General features: G+C 61.1%; 18 protein-coding genes. 14 read left to right on the top strand and 4 right to left on the bottom strand.

Annotation, left to right across the window (positions count from 1 at the left end; genetic code table 11):
• Window positions 1-183: 183 nt before the first annotated feature.
• A complete protein-coding gene (rsgA, locus tag E4P01_RS22890) occupies window positions 184-1215 on the bottom strand; it encodes a small ribosomal subunit biogenesis GTPase RsgA (RefSeq protein ID WP_005784215.1) in 1032 nt (343 codons plus the stop codon).
• Window positions 1216-1323: 108 nt separating this feature from the next.
• Between rsgA and orn the strand changes: the two genes are divergently transcribed.
• Together orn and E4P01_RS22880 are read left to right on the top strand one after the other, a co-directional pair.
• On the top strand, window positions 1324-1866 hold the full coding sequence (orn, locus tag E4P01_RS22885) for an oligoribonuclease (RefSeq protein ID WP_005784217.1): 543 nt from the start codon (window positions 1324-1326) through the stop codon (window positions 1864-1866).
• A gap of 207 nt (window positions 1867-2073) precedes the next feature.
• Window positions 2074-2691 carry a trimeric intracellular cation channel family protein gene (locus tag E4P01_RS22880; RefSeq protein WP_172833454.1) on the top strand — a complete coding sequence of 206 codons (618 nt, stop codon included), beginning with the start codon at window positions 2074-2076 and terminating at the stop codon, window positions 2689-2691.
• Here the strand turns inward: E4P01_RS22880 and queG are convergent.
• Entirely contained in the window at window positions 2688-3752 is a 1065-nt protein-coding gene (gene queG, locus E4P01_RS22875) for a tRNA epoxyqueuosine(34) reductase QueG (RefSeq protein ID WP_005784221.1), read from the bottom strand. The two genes, E4P01_RS22880 and queG, sit on opposite strands and share 4 nt — an antisense overlap.
• 63 nt (window positions 3753-3815) lie before the next feature.
• Here queG and E4P01_RS22870 point away from each other — a divergent pair, with 63 nt between their 5' ends.
• The 12 genes from E4P01_RS22870 to E4P01_RS22815 all read left to right on the top strand — a co-directional run bounded on the left by E4P01_RS22870 (window position 3816) and on the right by E4P01_RS22815 (window position 18166).
• Window positions 3816-4676, top strand: coding sequence for an NAD(P)H-hydrate dehydratase (locus E4P01_RS22870; RefSeq protein ID WP_032878212.1), 861 nt, complete (start codon window positions 3816-3818; stop codon window positions 4674-4676).
• On the top strand, window positions 4664-5134 hold the full coding sequence (gene tsaE / locus E4P01_RS22865) for a tRNA (adenosine(37)-N6)-threonylcarbamoyltransferase complex ATPase subunit type 1 TsaE (RefSeq protein ID WP_032878210.1): 471 nt from the start codon (window positions 4664-4666) through the stop codon (window positions 5132-5134). The genes E4P01_RS22870 and tsaE overlap by 13 nt, the downstream gene beginning before the upstream one ends.
• A gap of 17 nt (window positions 5135-5151) precedes the next feature.
• Window positions 5152-6573: an N-acetylmuramoyl-L-alanine amidase gene (locus tag E4P01_RS22860; protein ID WP_032878208.1), complete on the top strand. Its 1422-nt coding sequence runs from the start codon at window positions 5152-5154 to the stop codon at window positions 6571-6573.
• Between the two features lie 14 nt (window positions 6574-6587).
• Window positions 6588-8489 (top strand): DNA mismatch repair endonuclease MutL, encoded by a 1902-nt coding sequence (gene mutL, locus E4P01_RS22855; protein ID WP_164699556.1) that lies wholly within the window; start codon window positions 6588-6590, stop codon window positions 8487-8489.
• Window positions 8489-9460 (top strand): tRNA (adenosine(37)-N6)-dimethylallyltransferase MiaA, encoded by a 972-nt coding sequence (miaA, locus tag E4P01_RS22850; protein WP_078820143.1) that lies wholly within the window; start codon window positions 8489-8491, stop codon window positions 9458-9460. Before mutL ends, miaA begins: the two co-directional genes overlap by 1 nt.
• 94 nt (window positions 9461-9554) lie before the next feature.
• Window positions 9555-9815: an RNA chaperone Hfq gene (gene hfq, locus E4P01_RS22845; protein WP_003188059.1), complete on the top strand. Its 261-nt coding sequence runs from the start codon at window positions 9555-9557 to the stop codon at window positions 9813-9815.
• Window positions 9816-9827: 12 nt separating this feature from the next.
• Window positions 9828-11129, top strand: coding sequence for a ribosome rescue GTPase HflX (gene hflX, locus E4P01_RS22840; protein ID WP_032878202.1), 1302 nt, complete (start codon window positions 9828-9830; stop codon window positions 11127-11129).
• A gap of 96 nt (window positions 11130-11225) precedes the next feature.
• A complete protein-coding gene (gene hflK / locus E4P01_RS22835; RefSeq protein ID WP_005784234.1) occupies window positions 11226-12401 on the top strand; it encodes an FtsH protease activity modulator HflK in 1176 nt (391 codons plus the stop codon).
• Window positions 12401-13267, top strand: a complete 867-nt coding sequence (gene hflC, locus E4P01_RS22830; protein ID WP_003188064.1) for a protease modulator HflC — start codon at window positions 12401-12403, stop codon at window positions 13265-13267. Before hflK ends, hflC begins: the two co-directional genes overlap by 1 nt.
• 293 nt (window positions 13268-13560) lie before the next feature.
• The gene (locus E4P01_RS22825; RefSeq protein ID WP_032878199.1) at window positions 13561-14748 is read left to right on the top strand and encodes an ATP phosphoribosyltransferase regulatory subunit; all 1188 of its coding nucleotides are present in this window, start codon (window positions 13561-13563) and stop codon (window positions 14746-14748) included.
• A 54-nt stretch (window positions 14749-14802) separates the two neighbouring features.
• Window positions 14803-16092, top strand: coding sequence for an adenylosuccinate synthase (locus E4P01_RS22820; RefSeq protein ID WP_005784238.1), 1290 nt, complete (start codon window positions 14803-14805; stop codon window positions 16090-16092).
• A 139-nt stretch (window positions 16093-16231) separates the two neighbouring features.
• Window positions 16232-18166: a methyl-accepting chemotaxis protein gene (locus tag E4P01_RS22815; protein WP_216090658.1), complete on the top strand. Its 1935-nt coding sequence runs from the start codon at window positions 16232-16234 to the stop codon at window positions 18164-18166.
• A gap of 112 nt (window positions 18167-18278) precedes the next feature.
• Here the strand turns inward: E4P01_RS22815 and E4P01_RS22810 are convergent, their stop codons facing one another.
• Complete coding sequence (locus E4P01_RS22810) at window positions 18279-19832, bottom strand: iron ABC transporter permease (RefSeq protein ID WP_216090659.1); 1554 nt, start codon at window positions 19830-19832, stop codon at window positions 18279-18281.
• Entirely contained in the window at window positions 19832-20857 is a 1026-nt protein-coding gene (locus E4P01_RS22805; RefSeq protein WP_032878194.1) for an iron ABC transporter substrate-binding protein, read from the bottom strand. The genes E4P01_RS22810 and E4P01_RS22805 overlap by 1 nt, the downstream gene beginning before the upstream one ends.
• Between the last annotated feature and the right edge of the window lie 106 nt (window positions 20858-20963).

The following is a 20963-nucleotide window of genomic DNA, read 5'->3' as shown; positions in this document are numbered from 1 at the left end:
GGATCCAGACTCCTGCCAGCTTTCGCTGGTGACGGAGCAATTATGGGCATCAGGAAATCTGAATACAAGCTGGCTTGTGTGTATGAGCCACCCAGTTGATCCGGATTCTTGATTCCCGCTCCTGTTAAATCAATGGGCTAGGGCGTTCAGCGCCGTGGTTTATGTGTATCAAGAAATTGACCGTCAATAACTGCTCTCAGGCAAGCTCGCAATAATCGACCGATAGCTGTTCATCCGCTGCTGTTGCACGCGGCCATCTTCCAGGGCCTTGAGCAATGCACAGCCCGGCTCGCGGTCGTGTTTGCAGTCGCGGAAGCGGCAGGTGCCGATCAGGTCGTTGAACTCGATAAAGCCCGCCTCCACATCGCTGCGGCTGACGTGGCCCAAGCCGAATTCACGGATGCCCGGGGAGTCGATCAGCTCGCCGCCGCCGGGGAAGTGGAACAACCGCGCGGTAGTGGTGGTGTGAGTGCCCTGGCCGGACAGTTCCGACAGTGGCCCCACGCGGGTATCGACTTCCGGCAACAGGCTGTTGACCAGCGATGACTTGCCCACGCCAGACTGGCCGACAAACACGCTGATGCGCCCGTCCAGCTGCTGTTGCAGCTGTTCCATGCCGTTGCCGTGATGGGCCGACACTTCCAGCACCGGGTAGCCCAGGGTGCGATAGACCGCCAGCAACGCATTGAGCGCCGGGGCGTTTTGCTCGTCGATCAGGTCGAATTTGTTCAACAGCAACAGCGGGCGGATGCCGGCGTGTTCGGCCGCGACCAGGTAGCGGTCGATCAGGTTGGCATGGGGCTCGGGCAACGGTGCGAACACGATCACAATCATGTCGACGTTGGCTGCCACCGGCTTGAGCTGGCCACGGCTGTCGGGGCGACGCAGTTCGGTGCTACGCGGCAACTGGGCGACGATCACGCCGATGCCCTGGTTGCCGGCGCGCCACACGACTTTGTCGCCGGTCACCAGCGCAGGCAGGTTGGCGCGCAGGTGGCAACGGGACACCGAGCCTGCGAGTTCGCCTTCCAGCGCCTCGACTTCGACTTGCACACCAAAGTGCGCGATCACCAGGCCCGTTTGTTCGGGGCCCAGGTCGCCGCCCTCGAGCGCTTCCACGGCGGAGGATTCACGTTTGGCGGCACGCGCTGCGCGTTCACCTTGAATCTTTTCGATGCGCCAGTTTTGGCGACGGTTGAGCTGGCGTTTGGCCATTGGTGTTCCGTGTCGATAATGCAAAAGTTGGGTAAAACGGTCGCGAGTCTAGCACGGCCCCGCCTGCTAAACTGCGCAGCTACGCCAAGGTGCCAAGAGAATCAAGCCATGCAAAACCCACAGAACCTGATTTGGATCGATCTGGAAATGACCGGTCTGAACCCCGACAGCGACGTCATCATCGAGATGGCGACGATTGTTACCGACAGCAACCTCAACACCTTGGCCGAAGGTCCGGTGATCGCCATCCACCACAGCGACGCCGTGCTCGCCACCATGGATGAGTGGAACACCCGCACCCACGGTAACTCCGGGCTGACCCAGCGTGTGCGCGACAGCCGCATCAGCATGGCCGAAGCCGAAGCCGAAACCATCGCATTCCTGGAAAAATGGGTGCCCAAGGGCAAGTCGCCGATCTGCGGCAACAGCATCTGCCAGGACCGTCGCTTCCTTTATACGCATATGAAGGCGCTGGAGAGCTACTTCCACTATCGCAACCTGGACGTATCGACGCTTAAAGAGCTGGCTGCGCGTTGGGCGCCGGAAGTCAAAGACAGCTTCCATAAAGGCAGCACGCACCTGGCGTTGGATGATATTCGTGAGTCGATCGCCGAGTTGCAGCATTACCGCAAGCATTTCATCAAGGCTTGAAAACGGGCGACTGCTGAACATGTGGGAGGGGGCTTGCTCCCGATGGCGTTGTGTCAGCCCCAGATGCATTGACTGACACTCCCTCATCGGGAGCAAGCCCCCTCCAACACTTGAATGGGTTTGCAAATCCAAGTGTTGGAGAGCGTTTGCCCCCTTTTGGTGCCATCAGCAAATGATTAGACTGCCGGCCTCCCTGCAAGGATCGCCATCATGCTGTTGATGCTCTACCTCATCGCCATCACCGCCGAAGCCATGACCGGCGCCTTGTCCGCCGGTCGGCGCGGCATGGACTGGTTTGGCGTGGTGCTCATCGCCTGCGTGACGGCCCTGGGCGGTGGTTCGGTGCGCGATGTGCTGCTCGGCCACTACCCGCTGACCTGGGTCAAGCACCCGGAGTACCTGGTGCTGACCTCCGTCGCGGCGCTGGTGACGATCTTTATCGCGCCGCTGATGCGCCGCCTGCGCTCACTGTTTTTGGCGCTGGACGCCTTGGGGTTGGTGGCATTCACCCTGATCGGCTGCATGACCGCCCTGGAAATGGGTCACGGCATGTTGGTGGCGTCCGTCAGCGGGGTCATCACCGGCGTATTCGGCGGCATCCTGCGGGATATCTTCTGTAACGACATTCCGCTGATCTTCCGCCGCGAGTTGTACGCCAGCGTGTCGTTCCTGGCCGCCTGGTTCTACTTGCTGTGCCTGTATCTGGAACTGCCGAGCGAACAGGCGATTCTGTTGACGCTGTTCAGCGGCTTTCTATTGCGCCTGCTGGCGATCCGTTTTCACTGGGAAATGCCCAAGTTCGTCTACAACGACGACGTACACTAGCGGGCCGCGTGCTGGTTCAGCGCCCATTCCACATGCTCGCGAACCAGCTCTGAGGGGTAGTCCCGCCGCGCCTTCAAGGCTTCCAATACCGGAATGCTTGACGGCGCATTGCCCAGGCCCACCGCCAGATTGCGTAACCAGCGCTCGTAACCGGCGCGGCGCAGGGGGGAGCCCTCGGTGCTGCTGAGGAATTTATCCTCGTCCCACATAAATAGTTCGGCTAACTCGGCGTTATCCAGGTTGTGCCTGGGCTTGAAATCGCTTTCGGCAGTGGGTCGAGCGAAACGATTCCATGGACAAACGATCTGACAGTCATCGCAGCCAAAGACGCGGTTGCCGATCAGTGGGCGCAGGTCCTCGGGAATGGCGCTCTTTAGCTCTATGGTCAGGTAGGAAATGCAGCGCCGGGCATCCAGCACGTAAGGGCCGACGAAGGCGTTGGTGGGGCAGATGTCCAGGCACGCCGTGCAACGGCCGCAGTGCTCGGTAGTGTGGGGTGGGTCCACCGGCAACGGTAAATCGACAAACAGTTCGCTCAAGAAGAAATAACTGCCGGCCTTGCGGTTGAGCACAAGGGTGTTTTTACCGATCCAGCCCAGTCCGGCTTGTTCGGCGATGGCTTTTTCCAGGACCGGCGCGCTGTCGACAAAGGCGCGAAAGCCGAACGGCCCGATCTGCGCCTGGATGCGGTCGGCCAGCTGCTGCACGCGCTTGCGGATCAGCTTGTGGTAGTCGCGGCCCAGGGCGTAGCGCGAGATATAGGCTTTTTCCGGCTGGCCCAGCAGTTGCGCCATCTGGGTGTCGCCGGGCAGGTAGTCCATGCGCAGTGACACCACGCGCAAGGTGCCGGGTACCAGTTCATCGGGATGGGAGCGTTTGCTGCCGTGGGCGCCCATGTAGTCCATCTCGCCGTGGTAGCCCGCGTCGAGCCAGCGTTGCAGGTGCTGTTCATGCTCAGCCAGGTCCAGGCCACTGATGCCGACTTGTTGAAAGCCCAGCTCGCGGCCCCAGTCTTTGATCGATTGGGCGAGGGCGGGCAAATCGGAGGTAATAGCAGGCATGAGACACGGGAAACCACAGGTTAGATGCGTATAATTCTGCCAGACATCGGAGCTTGAAGACGCATGCCTCAGACAAAACACCCAATTACCGACGTTCAGCTGTTGTTGCCCGGCCATTTGCCGCAACTGGCTGCGCGTTCTCCGGACGCCCATAAGGGCCAGTTCGGCCACCTGCTGGTCATCGGTGGTGACCGTGGCTTTGGCGGTGCGGCGCTGCTGAGCACCGAAAGTGCCCTGCGCGGTGGCGCCGGCATGGTCTCGCTGGCAACTCGACCGGAACATGTGCCAGCCGCTCTGGCCCGGCTGCCGGAAGTCATGGCTGTCGGCGTGAGCTCGGCCAACCAGTTGATGGGCCTGCTGGAAAAAATCTCGGTGATCGTCATTGGCCCAGGCCTGGGCGATGCCGCTTGGGGCAAAAGCCTGTTGTCGGTCGCGGCCAATGCCCGCCAGCCGCAGGTGTGGGACGCCGACGCGCTCAATCAACTGGCCACTGGCAGCGTCGAGCTGCCGGCCAACTGTGTGATTACGCCTCATCCGGGCGAAGCTGCGCGTTTGTTGGGGCTATCGACAGCCGAGGTTCAGGCCGATCGCCTTAATGTGGCGCGCGCGTTGAGCCAAAAATTCAATGCAGTGGCTATCCTCAAGGGTGCTGGCAGTTTGATTGCCAGCCCGGATGGACGGCTTGCCCGTTGTGATCAAGGCCACCCGGCGATGGCGACGGCGGGGCTTGGGGATGTCTTGGCTGGTCTGGTCGGCGCGCTATTGGCTCAGGGTATGCCCGCGTACGAGGCAAGCTGCCTGGCCGTGTGGTTGCACGCTACCGCTGGCGACCGCCAGGGCAGTTTTGGTCGGGGGCTGGCTGCCAGCGACCTGATCCCTGCCATTCGTCAATTGCTGGAGGAGCAGTCGCCGTGCCTGAAGTAATTCTTTTCCTGGCAGATGAAGAGGCCATGGTCGCGTTGGGGCAGCGTCTTTCGCAGGTCACGCAAGGGGCAGGGTTGATCTTTCTCGAAGGCGATCTCGGCGCAGGCAAAACCACATTGTCCCGGGGGATTATTCGCGGCCTGGGCCATACCGGCGCGGTAAAAAGCCCGACCTTTACGTTGGTCGAGCCCTACGAGATCGGCGACGTGCGTGCTTTCCACTTCGATCTTTATCGCCTGGTAGATCCAGAGGAACTGGAGTACATGGGCATCCGTGATTACTTCGATGAAGATGCGCTGTGCCTGATCGAATGGCCAGATAAAGGCACAGGCTTTTTGCCAAAGCCAGACATGACCATTACCATTACGCCGCATGAGCACGGACGTCAGCTGAAGTTGTTGCCCCAGAGCGTGCGCGCTGAAGCGTGGTGCACCGCTCTGGCATTGGAATTCAAATAAAATTGGTGGGGTTAGGTATGCGCTTTCGCGCGTTGGTTGCTGTCGTGGGGGTGTTGCTTGCGGCAATGACTGTCAATGCTCTGGCTGCTTCACAGGTAAAGAGCGTTCGCCTGTGGCGAGCGCCGGATAACACGCGACTGGTGTTCGACCTGTCTGGCCCGGTCCAGCACAGCGTCTTTACCCTGACGGCGCCTGATCGCCTGGTGATCGACATCAACGGTGCGAGCCTGGCCGCGCCGCTGAAGGTGTCTACCGCCAATACCCCGATTACCGCCATGCGCTCGGCCCAGCGTACGCCGACCGACTTGCGCGTGGTCATCGACCTGAAAAAGGCCGTGACGCCAAAGAGCTTCTCCCTGGCGCCCAACGCCCAATACGGTAACCGACTGGTGGTCGACCTGTTCGACAACCCCGCCGACGCGGCACCACCGCCTGCGCCGACGCCAAGCGTGGCTACCGTGCCTGCGGTGCCGGTCAACCCGTCGCAACCCCAGGTCAAATTGCCACCGCCGCCGCCCGCGCCGGCAGGCAAGCGCGACATTATCGTGGTGATCGACGCCGGCCACGGTGGTGAAGATCCGGGGGCTTCCGGCTCACGCGGCCAGCATGAGAAAGACGTGGTACTGGCCATCGCTCGCGAGCTGCAACGCCAGGTCAACGGCATGAAAGGCTACCGCGCCGAGCTGACCCGCACCGGTGACTACTTCATTCCGTTGCGTGGCCGTACCGAAATTGCGCGCAAGAAGGGCGCTGACCTGTTCGTGTCCATTCACGCCGACGCCGCGCCTTCAACTGCTGCATTTGGTGCCTCGGTATTTGCCCTGTCGGATCGCGGTGCCACGTCCGAGACCGCCCGCTGGCTGGCCGACAGTGAAAACCGCTCCGACTTGATCGGCGGGGCCGGCAACGTGTCCCTCGATGACAAGGACAAGATGCTCGCCGGTGTGCTGCTCGACCTGTCGATGACCGCCTCGCTGACCTCCAGCCTTAACGTTGGCCAGAAAGTCCTGAGCAATATCGGTCGTGTGACGTCGCTGCATAAACAGCGGGTGGAACAAGCCGGGTTCATGGTGTTGAAGTCGCCGGACATCCCGTCGATCCTGGTGGAAACCGGGTTTATCTCCAACGCCAACGAGGCCTCCAAGCTGGCCAGCGCCAGCCACCAGCAAGCGCTGGCGCGCTCCATCAGTGCGGGCGTGCGCCAGTTCTTCCAGCAGAACCCACCACCGGGCACTTATATCGCCTGGCTACGCGATTCCGGCAAAATCGCCCAGGGCCCGCGTGACCATCGTGTGCAGCCCGGCGACACCGTTGCCATGCTGGCGGTACGTTTCCAGGTCACGCCTGCGGCCTTGCGCAGCGCCAATAACCTGAAAACCGATGAGTTGAAGATCGGCCAGGTGTTGACCATTCCCGGCACTGAATTGGCGGCACAGTAATGAGCGAATCCTTGTTGAACAGCGGCTCGCGCATCGAATTGCTCAGCCCGCGCCTGGCTAACCAGATTGCTGCGGGTGAGGTGGTCGAGCGCCCTGCGTCGGTGATCAAGGAGCTGCTGGAAAACAGCATCGACTCTGGTGCCAGGCGCATCGATGTCGACGTGGAGCAGGGCGGCGTCAAGTTGCTGCGGGTACGTGATGACGGCAGCGGCATCTCCTCCGATGATCTGCCGCTGGCTCTGGCCCGTCACGCCACCAGCAAGATCCGTGATCTGGAAGACCTTGAGCGGGTCATGAGCCTGGGTTTTCGCGGTGAAGCCCTGGCCTCCATCAGTTCCGTGGCGCGCCTGACCCTGACCTCCCGCACCCGCGACGCCGAGCAAGCCTGGCAAGTGGAAACCGAAGGCCGCGACATGGCGCCTCGGGTCCAGCCGGCTGCACACCCGGTGGGCACTTCGGTGGAGGTGCGCGACCTGTTCTTCAACACCCCGGCGCGGCGCAAATTCCTCAAGGCCGAGAAAACCGAATTCGATCACCTGCAAGAAGTCATCAAGCGCCTGGCCCTGGCCCGTTTCGATGTGGCGTTTCACCTGCGCCACAACGGCAAGACCATCCTCAGTCTGCACGAAGCCAACGACGACGCCGCCCGCGCACGACGTGTGGCAGCCGTGTGCGGCAGCGGTTTCCTGGAGCAGGCGCTGCCGATTGAAATCGAGCGCAATGGCCTGAGGTTGTGGGGTTGGGTGGGGTTGCCGACGTTCTCCCGTAGCCAGGCCGACTTGCAGTACTTCTTTGTGAATGGCCGTGCGGTTCGCGACAAGCTGGTAGCCCACGCGGTGCGCCAGGCTTATCGCGACGTGCTGTTCAACGGCCGGCACCCCACGTTTGTGCTGTTCTTCGAGGTCGACCCGTCGGTGGTCGACGTCAACGTGCACCCGACCAAGCACGAAGTACGCTTCCGGGACGGGCGCATGGTGCATGACTTCCTGTATGGCACGCTGCACCGCGCCTTGGGCGATGTGCGCCCGGATGATCAACTGTCAGCGCCGATTGTCACGGCGGTGGTGCGCCCGAGCGGTCCTGAGGCCGGTGAGTTCGGTCCGCAAGGTGAAATGAGCCTGGCGGCCAACCTGCTGCAATCGACGCCGTCGCAGCCAGCCTACACGGCGCCAAACTCGGGTGCCGGTGCGGGTTACCAGTACCAATACACACCGCGTCCGCAGTCGACGGTGCCGGTGGCTGAGGCCCAGGCGGCTTACCGGGAGTTTTTCGCGCCGCTGCCGGGTGCCGAGCCGGGTGCTGCTCCCTCGTTGCCGGAAGGCGGCGGTGATATCCCGCCGCTGGGCTATGCCCTGGCGCAGCTCAAGGGCATCTACATCCTTGCGGAAAACGCCCATGGCCTGGTGCTGGTGGACATGCATGCCGCCCATGAGCGGATCATGTACGAACGCCTGAAGATCGCCATGGCCAGCGAAGGCCTCAGCGGTCAGCCGCTGCTGGTGCCGGAGTCCCTGGCCGTGAGCCAGCGAGAGGCCGATTGCGCCGAAGAACACCACAGCGTGTTCCAGAAGCTGGGTTTTGAGCTACAACGCCTGGGCCCGGAAACCCTGGCGATCCGTCAGATTCCCGCGCTGCTCAAACAGGCCGAAGCCAACCGCCTGGTGGCCGACGTGCTGGCAGACCTGATGGAATACGGCACCAGCGACCGTATCCAGGCGCATATCAACGAATTGCTCGGCACCATGGCCTGCCACGGCGCCATCCGCGCCAATCGCCGCCTGGCCCTGCCGGAAATGAACGGCCTGCTGCGTGACATGGAAAACACCGAGCGCAGCGGCCAGTGCAACCATGGCCGACCGACCTGGACCCAAATGGGCCTGGACGATCTGGACAAACTGTTCTTGCGCGGCCGTTGATGAGCGCCTTGCCCCCCGCGATCTTCCTGATGGGCCCCACGGCCGCCGGCAAGACGGACCTGGCCATCGAGCTGACCAAGGTGTTGCCCTGCGAGTTGATCAGTGTCGACTCTGCCCTGGTTTACCGGGACATGGATATCGGCACGGCCAAGCCGTCCAAAGCGCTATTGGCCCAATATCCGCATAAATTGATCGACATCATCGACCCGGCGCAGAGCTATTCGGCTGCGGATTTTCGCACCGATGCCCTGGCGGCCATGGCCGAGATCACCGCGCGCGGTAATATCCCGCTGCTGGTGGGTGGCACCATGCTCTACTACAAGGCATTGCAGGAGGGGCTGGCCGATATGCCGCCTGCCGATGCCCAGGTGCGCGCCGAACTCGAAGAAGAGGCTGTACGCCTTGGCTGGCAAGCCCTGCACGACCAGTTGGCAGCGGTGGACCCCGTGTCCGCAGCGCGCATCCACCCCAATGATCCCCAGCGCCTTACCCGTGCCCTGGAAGTTTGGCGTGTCAGCGGCCAGACCATGACTGAACACCGGCGCAAACAAAGTGCGCAAAGTGCTGATGCAGGCGCATCTGGACAGTCACAATTGCCCTATACTGTGGCGAATCTGGCCATCGCTCCGGCAAATCGCCAGGTGCTGCATGAACGAATTGCACAAAGATTCACAATTATGTTGGAACAGGGGTTTGTGGACGAGGTCGTAGCACTGCGTTCAAGAGGTGACCTGCATGCCGGGCTGCCTTCGATACGTGCTGTAGGCTATCGCCAAGTCTGGGATCATCTGGATGGCAAGCTGACGTCAGCCGAAATGCAGGAGCGCGGCATCATCGCCACGCGCCAATTGGCGAAGCGCCAGTTCACCTGGCTGCGCAGCTGGAGCGATTTGCACTGGTTGGACAGCCTGGACAGCGACAATCTGTCACGCGCCTTGAAATACTTGGGAACGGTCTCCATATTGAGCTGAGTCCTTGCAATTGCCGTCTATCCTTGGGGGTGTGACGGCCATAAGCTATCTATTTTCCGATTTTTTATTATTGATCCTTAAAGGAGTGCGGCACATGTCAAAAGGGCATTCGCTACAAGACCCTTACTTGAATACTTTACGTAAAGAGAAAGTTGGGGTTTCCATCTATCTGGTCAACGGTATCAAGTTGCAAGGCACGATCGAGTCGTTCGACCAGTTCGTGATCCTGCTGAAAAACACCGTCAGCCAGATGGTCTACAAACACGCTATCTCGACAGTCGTTCCAGTTCGTCCAATCCGTCTGCCTAGCGCAGCAGGTGATGAACAGGGTGACGCTGAGCCAGGTAACGCCTGATAGGAGTCTCCTTTGTTCTTTGAGCGCCACGGTGGTGGTGAGCGAGTAATCCTCGTTCACTTGGATGGACAGGACCCTGAGGCGCGCGAAGATCCGCAGGAGTTTCAGGAGTTGGCAAATTCGGCCGGCGCCGAGACCGTTGCGTTTTTTAACGTGCCGCGTCATCGGCCAACCGCCAAATACCTGATCGGCAGCGGCAAGGTCGAGGAACTGCGCGACCTGGTTCACGCTGAAGAAGCCGATCTGGTGATCTTCAATCACACCCTCACGCCCAGTCAGGAACGTAACCTCGAACGTGTTTTCGAGTGTCGCGTGATCGACCGTACCGGCCTGATTCTCGATATTTTCGCCCAGCGCGCCCGTACCCATGAAGGCAAGCTCCAGGTCGAACTGGCTCAGCTTGATCACATGAGCACCCGCCTGGTTCGCGGCTGGACTCACCTTGAGCGTCAAGGTGGCGGCATCGGTATGCGCGGTCCGGGTGAAACCCAGCTGGAAACCGACCGGCGTCTGCTGCGGGTTCGCCTGCGCCAGATCAAGGGCCGCCTGGAAAAAGTCCGCAGCCAGCGCGAACAATCGCGCCGTGGCCGTTCCCGTGCGGATATCCCTACCGTGTCCCTGGTGGGCTATACCAACGCCGGCAAGTCCACGCTGTTCAACAACGTGACGAAATCGGACGTGTACGCGGCCGACCAACTGTTCGCCACCCTCGACCCGACCTTGCGCCGTCTGGACATAGACGACCTGGGGCCGATTGTCCTGGCCGATACCGTGGGTTTCATTCGTCACTTGCCGCACAAGCTGGTCGAGGCATTTCGGTCTACGCTCGAAGAGTCGAGCAATTCCGACCTGCTGCTGCACGTGATCGATGCGGCCGAACCGGATCGCATGTTGCAGATTGAACAGGTCATGGTGGTGCTGGGCGAGATTGGTGCCCAGGACTTGCCGATCCTCGAGGTCTATAACAAACTCGATTTGCTTGAAGGTGTTGAGCCACAAATCCAGCGTGACGAAAACGGCAAGCCCCAGCGGGTCTGGCTGTCGGCGCGTGATGGCAGTGGTTTGGACCTGCTTGAGCAAGCAATTGCCGAACTGCTGGGCAGCGATTTGTTTGTCGGCACCTTGCGCTTGCCGCAGCGTTTTGCTCGACTGCGGGCACAGTTTTTCGAACTGGGTGCGGTACAGAAAGAAGAACACGACGAAGAAGGTGTCAGCTTGCTGGCCGTTCGATTGCCACGCTCGGAGCTCAATCGACTGGTCAGTCGCGAGGGTGTTGTGCCGGCGGAGTTCATCGAACAACACACTTTGCAATAAAAGCCTGAGAAAGCGGTTGTGCCGCAGTAGCAGGCATTCTGTAGCATTGGTCGGCGCGCCGTGGGTGCGTCTTTGCTTTATCAGATGGAGAGCGCTATGGCTTGGAATGAGCCGGGTGGCAACTCGAATAATCAGGATCCTTGGGGTGGTAAGCGCCGCAATAATGGCGACCGCAAGGGGCCACCGGATCTCGACGAGGCCTTCCGAAAGCTGCAGGAAAGCCTGAATGGGTTGTTCGGTGGTGGAAAAAAACGTGGCGGTGACGACGGCGGTCGCACCAGCAAGGGCGGCGGCTACGGCCTGCTGGGCCTGGGTCTTGTCGTGCTCGCGGCCGTATGGCTGTACAGCGCGGTCTACGTGGTGGACGAGCAGGAGCAAGCCGTGGTGCTGCGCTTCGGCAAGTACTACGAGACTGTCGGGCCGGGCCTGAACATCTATTTCCCGCCGATCGACAAGAAGTACATGGAAAACGTCACGCGTGAGCGTGCGTACACCAAGCAGGGCCAGATGCTGACCGAAGACGAGAACATCGTCGAAGTGCCGCTGACCGTGCAGTACAAGATCAGCAACCTGCAGGATTTCGTGCTGAACGTTGATCAGCCGGAGATCAGCCTGCAACACGCAACCGAAAGTGCCCTGCGCCATGTGGTGGGTTCCACCGCCATGGACCAGGTGCTGACCGAAGGTCGTGAATTGATGGCCAGTGAAATCAAGGAGCGCCTGCAACGGTTCCTCGATACCTACCGCACCGGTATCACTGTCACTCAGGTGAACGTACAGAGCGCCGCGGCACCGCGTGAAGTGCAGGAAGCGTTTGACGATGTGATCCGCGCCCGTGAAGACGAGCAGCGTTCGCGCAACCAGGCTGAAACCTATGCCAACGGCGTTGTGCCGGAAGCCCGTGGTCAGGCCCAGCGCATCCTTGAAGATGCCAACGGTTATCGCGACGAAGTGGTCTCGCGCGCCAAGGGTGAGGCAGATCGCTTTACCAAGCTGGTTGCCGAGTACCGCAAGGCGCCGGAAGTCACGCGTGAGCGTCTGTACCTGGACACCATGCAGGAAGTTTTCAGCAACACCAGCAAGGTTCTCGTGACCGGCAACAAGGGTGGGCAGAACAACCTGCTGTACCTGCCGCTGGACAAGATGATCGAAAGTGGTCGTAGCGGCACCAGCGCACCGTCCACCGGTTCGAATGCCGCTGCCAACGAAGCGAGCGCCCGTGCGGCCGCTGACTTGCTGCAACAGCAAACACGTACCAGGGAGAGTCGTTGATGAGCAATAAATCGCTGACCGCCCTGATTGTGGGCGTCGTCGTGGTCATCGCTGCCTGGAACTGCTTCTACATCGTGGCTCAGACCGAGCGTGCGGTGCTGCTGCAATTCGGTCGCGTGGTCCAGGCGGATGTCCAGCCAGGCCTGCATGTGAAAGTCCCCTACGTCAACCAGGTGCGCAAGTTCGACGCCCGCCTGATGACCCTGGATGCACCGACACAGCGCTTCCTGACCCTGGAAAAGAAAGCCGTGATGGTTGACGCCTACGCCAAGTGGCGCGTCAAGGATGCCGAGCGCTTCTACACCGCGACCTCCGGCCTCAAGCAGATTGCCGACGAGCGTTTGTCCCGTCGTCTGGAATCGGGCCTGCGTGACCAGTTTGGTAAGCGCACCCTGCATGAGGTGGTTTCTGGTGAACGTGATGCGCTGATGGCGGATATCACCCGTTCGCTGAACACCATGGCGGAAAAAGAGCTGGGTATCGAAGTCGTCGATGTCCGGGTCAAGGCCATTGACCTGCCCAAGGAAGTGAACCGCAGCGTGTTCGAACGTATGAGCACCGAGCGTGAGCGTGAAGCTCGTGAGCACCGTGCCAAGGGTAACGAGCTGGCTGAAGGTATCCGCGCCGATGCTGACCGTCAGCGCCGAGTCCTGCTGGCAGAGGCCTATCGTGAGTCTGAAGAGGCCCGCGGTGATGGTGATGCTCAAGCGGCGGCGATCTACGCCAAGGCTTACGGCCAGGACCAGGAGTTCTACGCGTTCTACCGTAGCCTGCGTGCCTACCGTGAAAGCTTCGCGAACAAAACCGACGTACTGGTGCTGGACCCAAGCAGCGACTTCTTCCGCTACCTGGAAAAGTCCAAGTAACAGGCCTGTGATTCTGTAGGGGGCACTCCGTCGGGCGGCTAAAATGCCTGGCGGGGTGATCCTTTCAGAAAACGGGTGTATGATGCGGCAGCCGGGAAATTCCCGGCTTTTTTGCGTCTGCATGTTTGATTCGGCAGGCGTGACAGGTTTTTCGAGGAAAGTGCCCGACGAGGCCGTTTGCAGGCCGTTCGTCACGTCGCTCTTGCGCGTGGTTTATGCAGGAGGCGGGTATTTTCTGCTTCACTCAAGGCTCGGCCGAGGGCTGGCCGCCCGGATCAAAGGGGAATGGCGTAATGGCAACGGTAGACCGCTGGCTGCTGCCAGATGGCATCGAAGAAGTACTGCCACCAGAAGCTGCGCGCATTGAAGTAGCGCGTCGCCAGGTGTTGGATCTGTTCCAGAGCTGGGGTTACGAGTTTGTCGTGACTCCCCATATCGAGTACCTGGAATCCCTGCTGACCGGCGCGGGCCAGGACCTGGATCTGCGCACCTTCAAGGTGATCGACCCGCAATCGGGCCGGCAAATGGGGTTCCGTGCCGACATCACGCCGCAAGTGGCGCGCATCGACGCGCACACCCTGCGCCGCGAAGGTCCGAGCCGCCTGTGCTACGCCGGCAGCGTGTTGCATGCCCAACCGCGAGCCTTGTCGTCTTCGCGCAGCCCGATCCAGTTGGGTGCCGAGTTGTACGGCGATGCCAGCCCGAGCAGCGACGTTGAAGTGATCAGCCTGATGCTGGCCATGCTGCAACTGGCTGACGTGCCGGATGTCCACATGGACCTGGGCCACGTCGGTATCTATCGTGGCCTGGCCCGTGCGGCCGGCTTGTCCGGTGAGGTGGAGCAACAGTTGTTCGATGCCCTGCAGCGCAAGGCGATCGACGAAGTGATCGCTCTGACCGAGGGTGTGCCGGCTGAACTGGCCGGTATGCTGCGTGCGCTGGTGGACCTGTGCGGTGGTCGTGAAGTGCTGGTGGCTGCGCGTGAGCGCCTGGCCAATGCGCCGGCGCCGGTATTGGCGGCACTGGATGACGTGCTGGCGATTGCCGAACGCTTGTCGGCGCGGTTCCCGCAGCTGCCGCTGTATTTTGATCTGGGCGAGTTGCGCGGCTACCACTACCACACCGGTGTGGTGTTCGCGGTATTTGTCCCGGGTGTTGGCCAGGCCATCGCCCAAGGTGGTCGTTACGACGATATCGGCGCCGACTTCGGTCGCGCGCGTCCGGCCACTGGTTTTTCCACCGATTTGAAAACCCTGGTGACCCTGGGGCGTGCTGAGGTCGAGCTGCCGTCTGGTGGCATCTGGATGCCCGACAGTACGGACGCGGCGCTCTGGCAGCAGGTTTGCCAGTTACGCAGTGAGGGTCAGCGTGTGGTCCAGGCCTTGCCTGGGCAGCCATTGGCCGCCGCCCGTGAAGCGGACTGCGACCGGCAATTGATTCAGCAGAACGGGCTTTGGCAAGTATCGCCACTGGCTTCTTGAGTTTTCCTGCCGGCCATCGCCGGCACCAAGTTTGCGCGAATGAGGACAAGTGTTATGGGTAAGAATGTCGTAGTCCTGGGCACCCAATGGGGTGATGAGGGCAAAGGCAAGATCGTTGATCTGCTGACCGAACATGCTGCCGCCGTAGTGCGCTACCAGGGTGGCCACAACGCTGGCCACACCCTGGTCATCGATGGCGAAAAAACCGTCTTGCACCTGATTCCGTCGGGCGTACTGCGCGAAGGCGTGCAGTGCCTGATCGGCAACGGCGTGGTAGTTGCACCTGACGCCTTGCTGCGCGAGATCACCAAGCTGGAAGAGAAAGGCGTACCGGTGCGCGAGCGCCTGCGCATCAGCCCGTCCTGCCCGCTGATCCTGTCCTTCCACGTTGCACTGGACCAGGCCCGTGAAAAGGCCCGTGGCGAGCTGAAGATCGGCACTACCGGTCGCGGCATCGGTCCGGCCTATGAAGACAAGGTTGCGCGTCGTGGCCTGCGTGTGGGCGACCTGCTCAACATGCCGCGCTTTGAAGACAAGCTGCGTGAACTGGTGGATTACCACAACTTCATGCTGGTGGGTTACTACAAAGAGCCTGCCATCGAGTTCGACAAGACCCTGGCCGAGTGCAAGGAATACGCAGAGCTGCTCAAGCCGCTGATGCTGGACGTGACCGCCGAGCTGCACGACCTGCGTCGCGCCGGCAAAGACATCATGTTCGAAGGCGCCCAGGGCTCGTTGCTGGACATCGACCACGGCACCTACCCGTACGTGACCAGCTCCAACACCACTGCTGGCGGCGTTGCCACAGGTTCAGGCGTTGGTCCGATGTTCCTGGACTACATCCTGGGCATCACCAAGGCTTACACCACCCGTGTAGGCTCGGGTCCGTTCCCGACTGAGCTGTTCGACGACGTTGGCGCGCACCTGGCCAAGCAAGGTCACGAATTCGGCGCCACCACTGGCCGTGCTCGTCGTTGCGGTTGGTTCGACGCCGTTATCCTGCGTCGCGCTATCGATGTGAACAGCATTTCGGGCATTTGCCTGACCAAGCTGGACGTACTCGACGGCCTGGAAGCCATCAACATCTGCGTCGGCTACAAAGACGCGCAAGGCAACGACGTTGCCCCGACCGACGCTGACAGCTACGTGGGCCTGCAGCCTGTGTACGAAGAAGTGCCAGGTTGGACCGAATCGACCGTGGGCGCCAAGACCCTGGAAGAACTGCCAGCCAACGCCCGCGCTTACATCAAGCGTGTGGAAGAGCTGATCGGTGCACCGATCGACATTATTTCGACCGGCCCGGACCGCAACGAGACCATCGTTCTGCGTCACCCGTTCGCTTAATAAAGTGTTGATGTAAAAAGCAAAGGGCTCCTTCGGGAGCCCTTTGTCGTTTCTGCCTGGCAAACGGCACGACCCTTGCTGTGTTTCCCCCTTTCGAGGTGCTATCAAATTAGTGGCACCCGTGGTGGAGGGGTTTCCAGTGTCTGCCGTTCTCTCGTTGTTACAAAGCCGTCTGTTGCGGCCGGTGTTCGTTACCCTTGGTATCGCCCTTTTGGTGCAAGTGCTGGTTGCCGTCGCGCTGACGCGGAGCACCGTGACCGCGCTGGAAGCTGATTTGGGTAATCGTCTGGGCATCGATAGTCAGAAACTGTCTGGCGAATTGGCCCAGGCCGGCAAGGAGGTCATGTCCAGCCTCGACAGCTTGTCCTCCAGCACGCGCCAGCGCCTGACAGCCGGGCTTTCCACGCGTCTGCAGGAAGAGCAGAAGCAACTGCGTGCGACCCTGGAAAAAGACCTGAAGGACTCCGCCAATGACATGGCGCAGTTGCTGGCCTCGGTCGCGCCCCGCGCCATGTGGGACAGCGATGTGCCAACACTCTCGGAATTTGCCCGGCGTGCCCAACGCAATCCCAACGTGTTGTTCGTCGTGTATGACGACGCCGCGGGTGAGCACCTGACGCGTTATCTGAACCGTGATAACCCGATCAACCAGGCGTTGCTGGCAAAGGGCGCGGGTGAGCGTGCCCTCGATAAAGTGCTGAACGCGGCCAAGACAGACCCGTCGGTGTACTACGTCGAAGCCTCCATCAGCCCAAATGGTGTGGAAATCGGCAAGGTGCGCATGGGCGTGTCGACCGTCGCGGTTGAGGCCGACCTGCAAGCATTGGATAAGCGCTTTGCCGCGCTGATCGCCAGCGGTGATCAACTGGTGGGCGATAGCCTCCAGGGGGCGGCGGCTGATAGTGCCAGCGCCATGGGCGCCAGGCTGCAGTCGGCACAGGCAACTGCCACCCAAATGACTGCAAACACCTCCAGCGCCGTGCAAGAAGCGGCGGGCGCCCTGCGTTGGCGTATCGGCATGGGCCTGGCATTGGTGGGGCTTGGCGTATTGCTGTTGCTCGCTGTTGTGTTGGGCCGGCGCGTGGTCAATCGTCTCAAGCTGCTTATTGCCGCCATGGACGACCTGGCGGCAGGCGAGGGCGACCTCACCAAGCGTGTGCAGATCAACAGCAAGGACGAAATCGGTGATATGGCTTCGGCGGTCAATCGCTTTGTGGATAAGTTGCAGCCCATCGTGCGTGAGGCGGGCGATGTGGCCCAGCGTACCGGTGTGGAAATCGGCGCCATGACATTGCGTAATGCGGGCGCCGACGCGGCAGCGGGTTTGCAGCGCGACGAGGTTGCAGAGAGCTTGCGCGCACTTTCGCAAATGGCTGACGAGGCCCAGGCCGAAAGTCACGCCATGCAAGCGGCCTTGCAGCAGGTGGTGGATATTCGCCAGGCCACGGATGAGAACTCGCGCACCTCGGCTGAGGTCGGCAGCTTGATCGAGGCGTTGGCGGGGCAGGTGCAGGCTGGCTCCCAGGTAATTGAGCGGCTGGCGCAGCAAAGCGAGCAGATCGAAGTCGTGCTCACCGTGATCCACGGTATCGCCGAGCAAACCAATTTGCTTGCCCTGAATGCGGCTATCGAAGCGGCGCGGGCGGGCGAGACTGGACGTGGCTTTGCGGTGGTGGCGGACGAAGTGCGTGCGCTGGCCAGCAAGACCCAAAGCTCCACAGGCGACATCCAGGCGCATATCGTGGCGTTGCAACAGGGCGCGCGTGAGGCGGTGGAAACAATCGGCAAGGCTGGCCGCCAGGCCAATGAGGGCTTGCTGGTGTTGCGCGACAGTGTGCGTTTGCAGCAGACAGTACAAGCGTCGGTGGAGCAGGTGCACGCCGCGATTGGTCTGGCGACGCGTGCGGCTGAGCACCAGGCTCAGGGCGCCCATGCGGTGCGTGGGCGGGTGGAAGTGATCCATGCCCAGGCCGAGCGTGCGGCGCAGGCTGTGGTGGAGACGACGGCCAGTGGCAAGGTGCTGGATGGGTTGGCGGCGCAGTTGAAGGCGAGCCTGGGGCAGTTCCGGGCTTAGTGGTGTCCATACCGGCCTCATCGGGAGCAAGCCCCCTCCCACACTTGATTTGCGAACACATTCAAATGTGGGAGGGGCGGTGCGACGATTCGACTTGCCCCCGATAGCGGTCTCAGCGACTCAGATACATCCGAGTCGTAAGTAGATACACCGGCAACCCCGACACCAATATCAACAACGCTGCATACGGTGCCGCCGCCGCAAACTCCACATTCGAAGTATGCGCCCACACGGCCGTCGCCAAGGTATTCAACCCGGTCGGGCTCAGAAGCAAAGTCGCCGTCAATTCCTTCATCGCATCCAGAAACACCAGCGCAAATGCCGCCCCTAACGCCGGGAAGATAATCGGCAACGTCACTCGGCAAAACGCACTGAACGACGAAGCGCCCAACGTGCGCGCCGCCTCCTCCAGTTGTGGTGCCGCTTTGTTCAAGGCCGTACGAATCGGCGCCTGGGCCAATGGCAAAAACAGCAACGCATAAGCGATCAGCAACAACGCCGAGGTCTGGTACAGCGCGGGCACGTAATGCAGCGCGAAATACACCAGTGTCAGTGCAATCACCAGGCCGGGCAGGGCGTGTAGCAGGTAAGGCAGGCGTTCGGCCCACAGTGCCAACTGGCCTTTGTAGCGCACCACCAGCAAACCTACGGGCACCGCCAGTACCAGGCACAACGCCGCGCCTCCCAGCGACAAGGCAAGTGAGGAGAGCAACGCCTCGCCAATTTCAGCCAGTGGAAACGCGGCGGAAGATCCGACGGCCAACCAATAACCGAGCATCCCCAGTGGAATGCCGCTGCCAATGATCGCCAGCGCCAGGCAATACACCTGCCCCAATGGTGCCCACTTGCCCAGCCGGACCTGCTCGGCATGTCGCGCCGCGCCCTGGCCAATGCGCACGTGTCGGCCTTTGCCACGCACGCGCAACTCCAGCCACAGCAAGGTCAGGCACATCACCAGCAACACCGCCGAGAGCATCGCGGCATTGTCGTTGCTGAATTCCAGTTCGAATTGCTGGTAGATCGCGGTGGTAAAGGTTTGCAGGCCGATGATCGACAAGGCCCCGAACTCCACCAGCATGTGCAGGGCTATCAGGAGTGCCCCGGCCAATAGCGACGGCCATAGCAGCGGTAAGGTGACGCGAAAGAACACGCCCCAGCGATTCAGTCCCAGGGTGCGCGCGGACTCTTCCAGGGACGGGTCAAGGTTGCGCAAGGTTGCTGCCACCGGTAGAAATACCAGCGGGTACTTGGACAGACTCATCACCAGAATCGCGCCACCGAGCCCTTCGAAGCTCGCGCTCAGGGACACCCAGGTAAAGCTGCTGACAAACGCAGGTACCGCAAACGGCAGGCACAGGATTACGCCCCAGATCCTTCGTCCCGGCAGGTTGCTGCGTTCCAGTAGCCAAGCCAGGGACAGGCCGATCACACCACAGGTCACGGTCACGCCGACCATCAGCGCGAGGGTGTTGCGCAGCAGGCCAAACACATAAGGCCGCCACAGCAGATGCACCGCCTCTGCCCAGCCCGCTTGCCAGGCCTTGAGCCCGACATACGCCAGCGGCAGCAGGCTCAGGCCCACTAGCAGCAGTACCGGCAGCAACAGCCAGATCGACGGCCGTTTGCGCCGTGGGCTGAATGCCCCGGCCGTTAGCGAGGCGGTCATCAGTTCAAGCCAACATCACGTTCCAGCTCCAGCGCTTCCTCGGCGTTGCCAAGGTCGGCTGGGGTGACTTTCGGCGGCTGCAGCTCGCTGAAGGGCTTGAGGCCACGGTTGGATTGCATGCCCTTGCGCAGCGGGTACTCGGCCGAGGTGTTGGTGATCACGCGCTGGCCTTCTTCACTGGCCATGAATGCCAGCAGTTGCTGAGCTTCTTTGGGGTGTTTGCTGGATTTCAGTGCGGCAGCGGAGGATACGGTGATCAGGCCGCCAGCATCGCCATCGGTGAAGTAGTGCAGTTGGGAGTCCAGGTTGGTTTTTTCCTTTTTCAGGGCAAACCAGTAATAGTTGTTCACCAGCACGGTGGCCACTTCGCCATTTTCAACGGCCTTGAGGGCGACCATATTGTTGCTGTACACCTTGCCGAAGGCGCGCAGGCCGGTCAGCCACTCTTCGGCGGCTTCGCGACCGTGCAGTTTGATGATCGCCACGGCTTGTTCCTGGAAGGCACCGCTGGTGGGCACGAAGCCAACCTTGCCTTGCCACTCGGGGCCGGCGAAATCCAGGACGGATTTGGGCAGGTCCTTTTCAGCAATCAGTTTTGGATTGAACGCCACGACGCGGGTGCGTGCAGTCACGCCCATCCAATCACCATTACGACCGACGTAATCCTTGGGCAGCACGTCGAGGGTGCTGGCATCGATCTTCGCCAGCAAGCCTTGCTCGCCGAGTTTGTTCAGCGGCGGCGATTCTTCGGTATAGATCACGTCGGCGGGGGAGCGGTCACCTTCTTCGACGACCTGGCTGGCCAACTGATTGCTGCTGCCTTTGCGCACGTTGACGTGAATGCCGGTCTTGGCTTCAAAGGCTTTGGCGAGTTCATCGCCGACTTCCTTGTGTTGGCCGTTGTACAAGGTCAGGGCGATCTTGTCGGCAGAATAGGCGGCGGGCGAGAGCAGGGTCAGGCTGAGCAGGGTGAGGCTCAGGCCGCGCAGAAGGGATGTTTTGAGACGGTTATCGCGGATCATCATCCGAAGTGTTCCTCGCTATATGCAACAAATCATTGCAAGGATAAACGATAAAACTTCTCAAGTGCGGACGAGGGGGGGAAATCGCTGGGGAGTTTTTCGAGCGTCA

Source organism: Pseudomonas sp. NCIMB 10586, assembly GCF_023127895.1.
GTDB lineage: Bacteria > Pseudomonadota > Gammaproteobacteria > Pseudomonadales > Pseudomonadaceae > Aquipseudomonas > Aquipseudomonas synxantha_A.
Note: the sequence above shows the minus strand (reverse complement) of the source record. Positions and strands in the feature narration are given on the sequence as shown.

Excerpts from the sequence above, each read along its gene's own strand:
- E4P01_RS22860 (WP_032878208.1), top strand. The coding sequence starts at position 5,152 with ATGCGCTTTCGCGCGTTGGTTGCTGTCGTGGGGGTGTTGCTTGCGGCA.
- E4P01_RS22810 (WP_216090659.1), bottom strand. The coding sequence starts at position 19,832 with ATGACCGCCTCGCTAACGGCCGGGGCATTCAGCCCACGGCGCAAACGG.
- E4P01_RS22820 (WP_005784238.1), top strand. The coding sequence starts at position 14,803 with ATGGGTAAGAATGTCGTAGTCCTGGGCACCCAATGGGGTGATGAGGGC.
- hflC (WP_003188064.1), top strand. The coding sequence starts at position 12,401 with ATGAGCAATAAATCGCTGACCGCCCTGATTGTGGGCGTCGTCGTGGTC.
- orn (WP_005784217.1), top strand. The coding sequence starts at position 1,324 with ATGCAAAACCCACAGAACCTGATTTGGATCGATCTGGAAATGACCGGT.
- hfq (WP_003188059.1), top strand. The coding sequence starts at position 9,555 with ATGTCAAAAGGGCATTCGCTACAAGACCCTTACTTGAATACTTTACGT.
- queG (WP_005784221.1), bottom strand. The coding sequence starts at position 3,752 with ATGCCTGCTATTACCTCCGATTTGCCCGCCCTCGCCCAATCGATCAAA.
- E4P01_RS22805 (WP_032878194.1), bottom strand. The coding sequence starts at position 20,857 with ATGATGATCCGCGATAACCGTCTCAAAACATCCCTTCTGCGCGGCCTG.
- E4P01_RS22825 (WP_032878199.1), top strand. The coding sequence starts at position 13,561 with ATGGCAACGGTAGACCGCTGGCTGCTGCCAGATGGCATCGAAGAAGTA.
- miaA (WP_078820143.1), top strand. The coding sequence starts at position 8,489 with ATGAGCGCCTTGCCCCCCGCGATCTTCCTGATGGGCCCCACGGCCGCC.
- E4P01_RS22870 (WP_032878212.1), top strand. The coding sequence starts at position 3,816 with ATGCCTCAGACAAAACACCCAATTACCGACGTTCAGCTGTTGTTGCCC.
- rsgA (WP_005784215.1), bottom strand. The coding sequence starts at position 1,215 with ATGGCCAAACGCCAGCTCAACCGTCGCCAAAACTGGCGCATCGAAAAG.
- hflK (WP_005784234.1), top strand. The coding sequence starts at position 11,226 with ATGGCTTGGAATGAGCCGGGTGGCAACTCGAATAATCAGGATCCTTGG.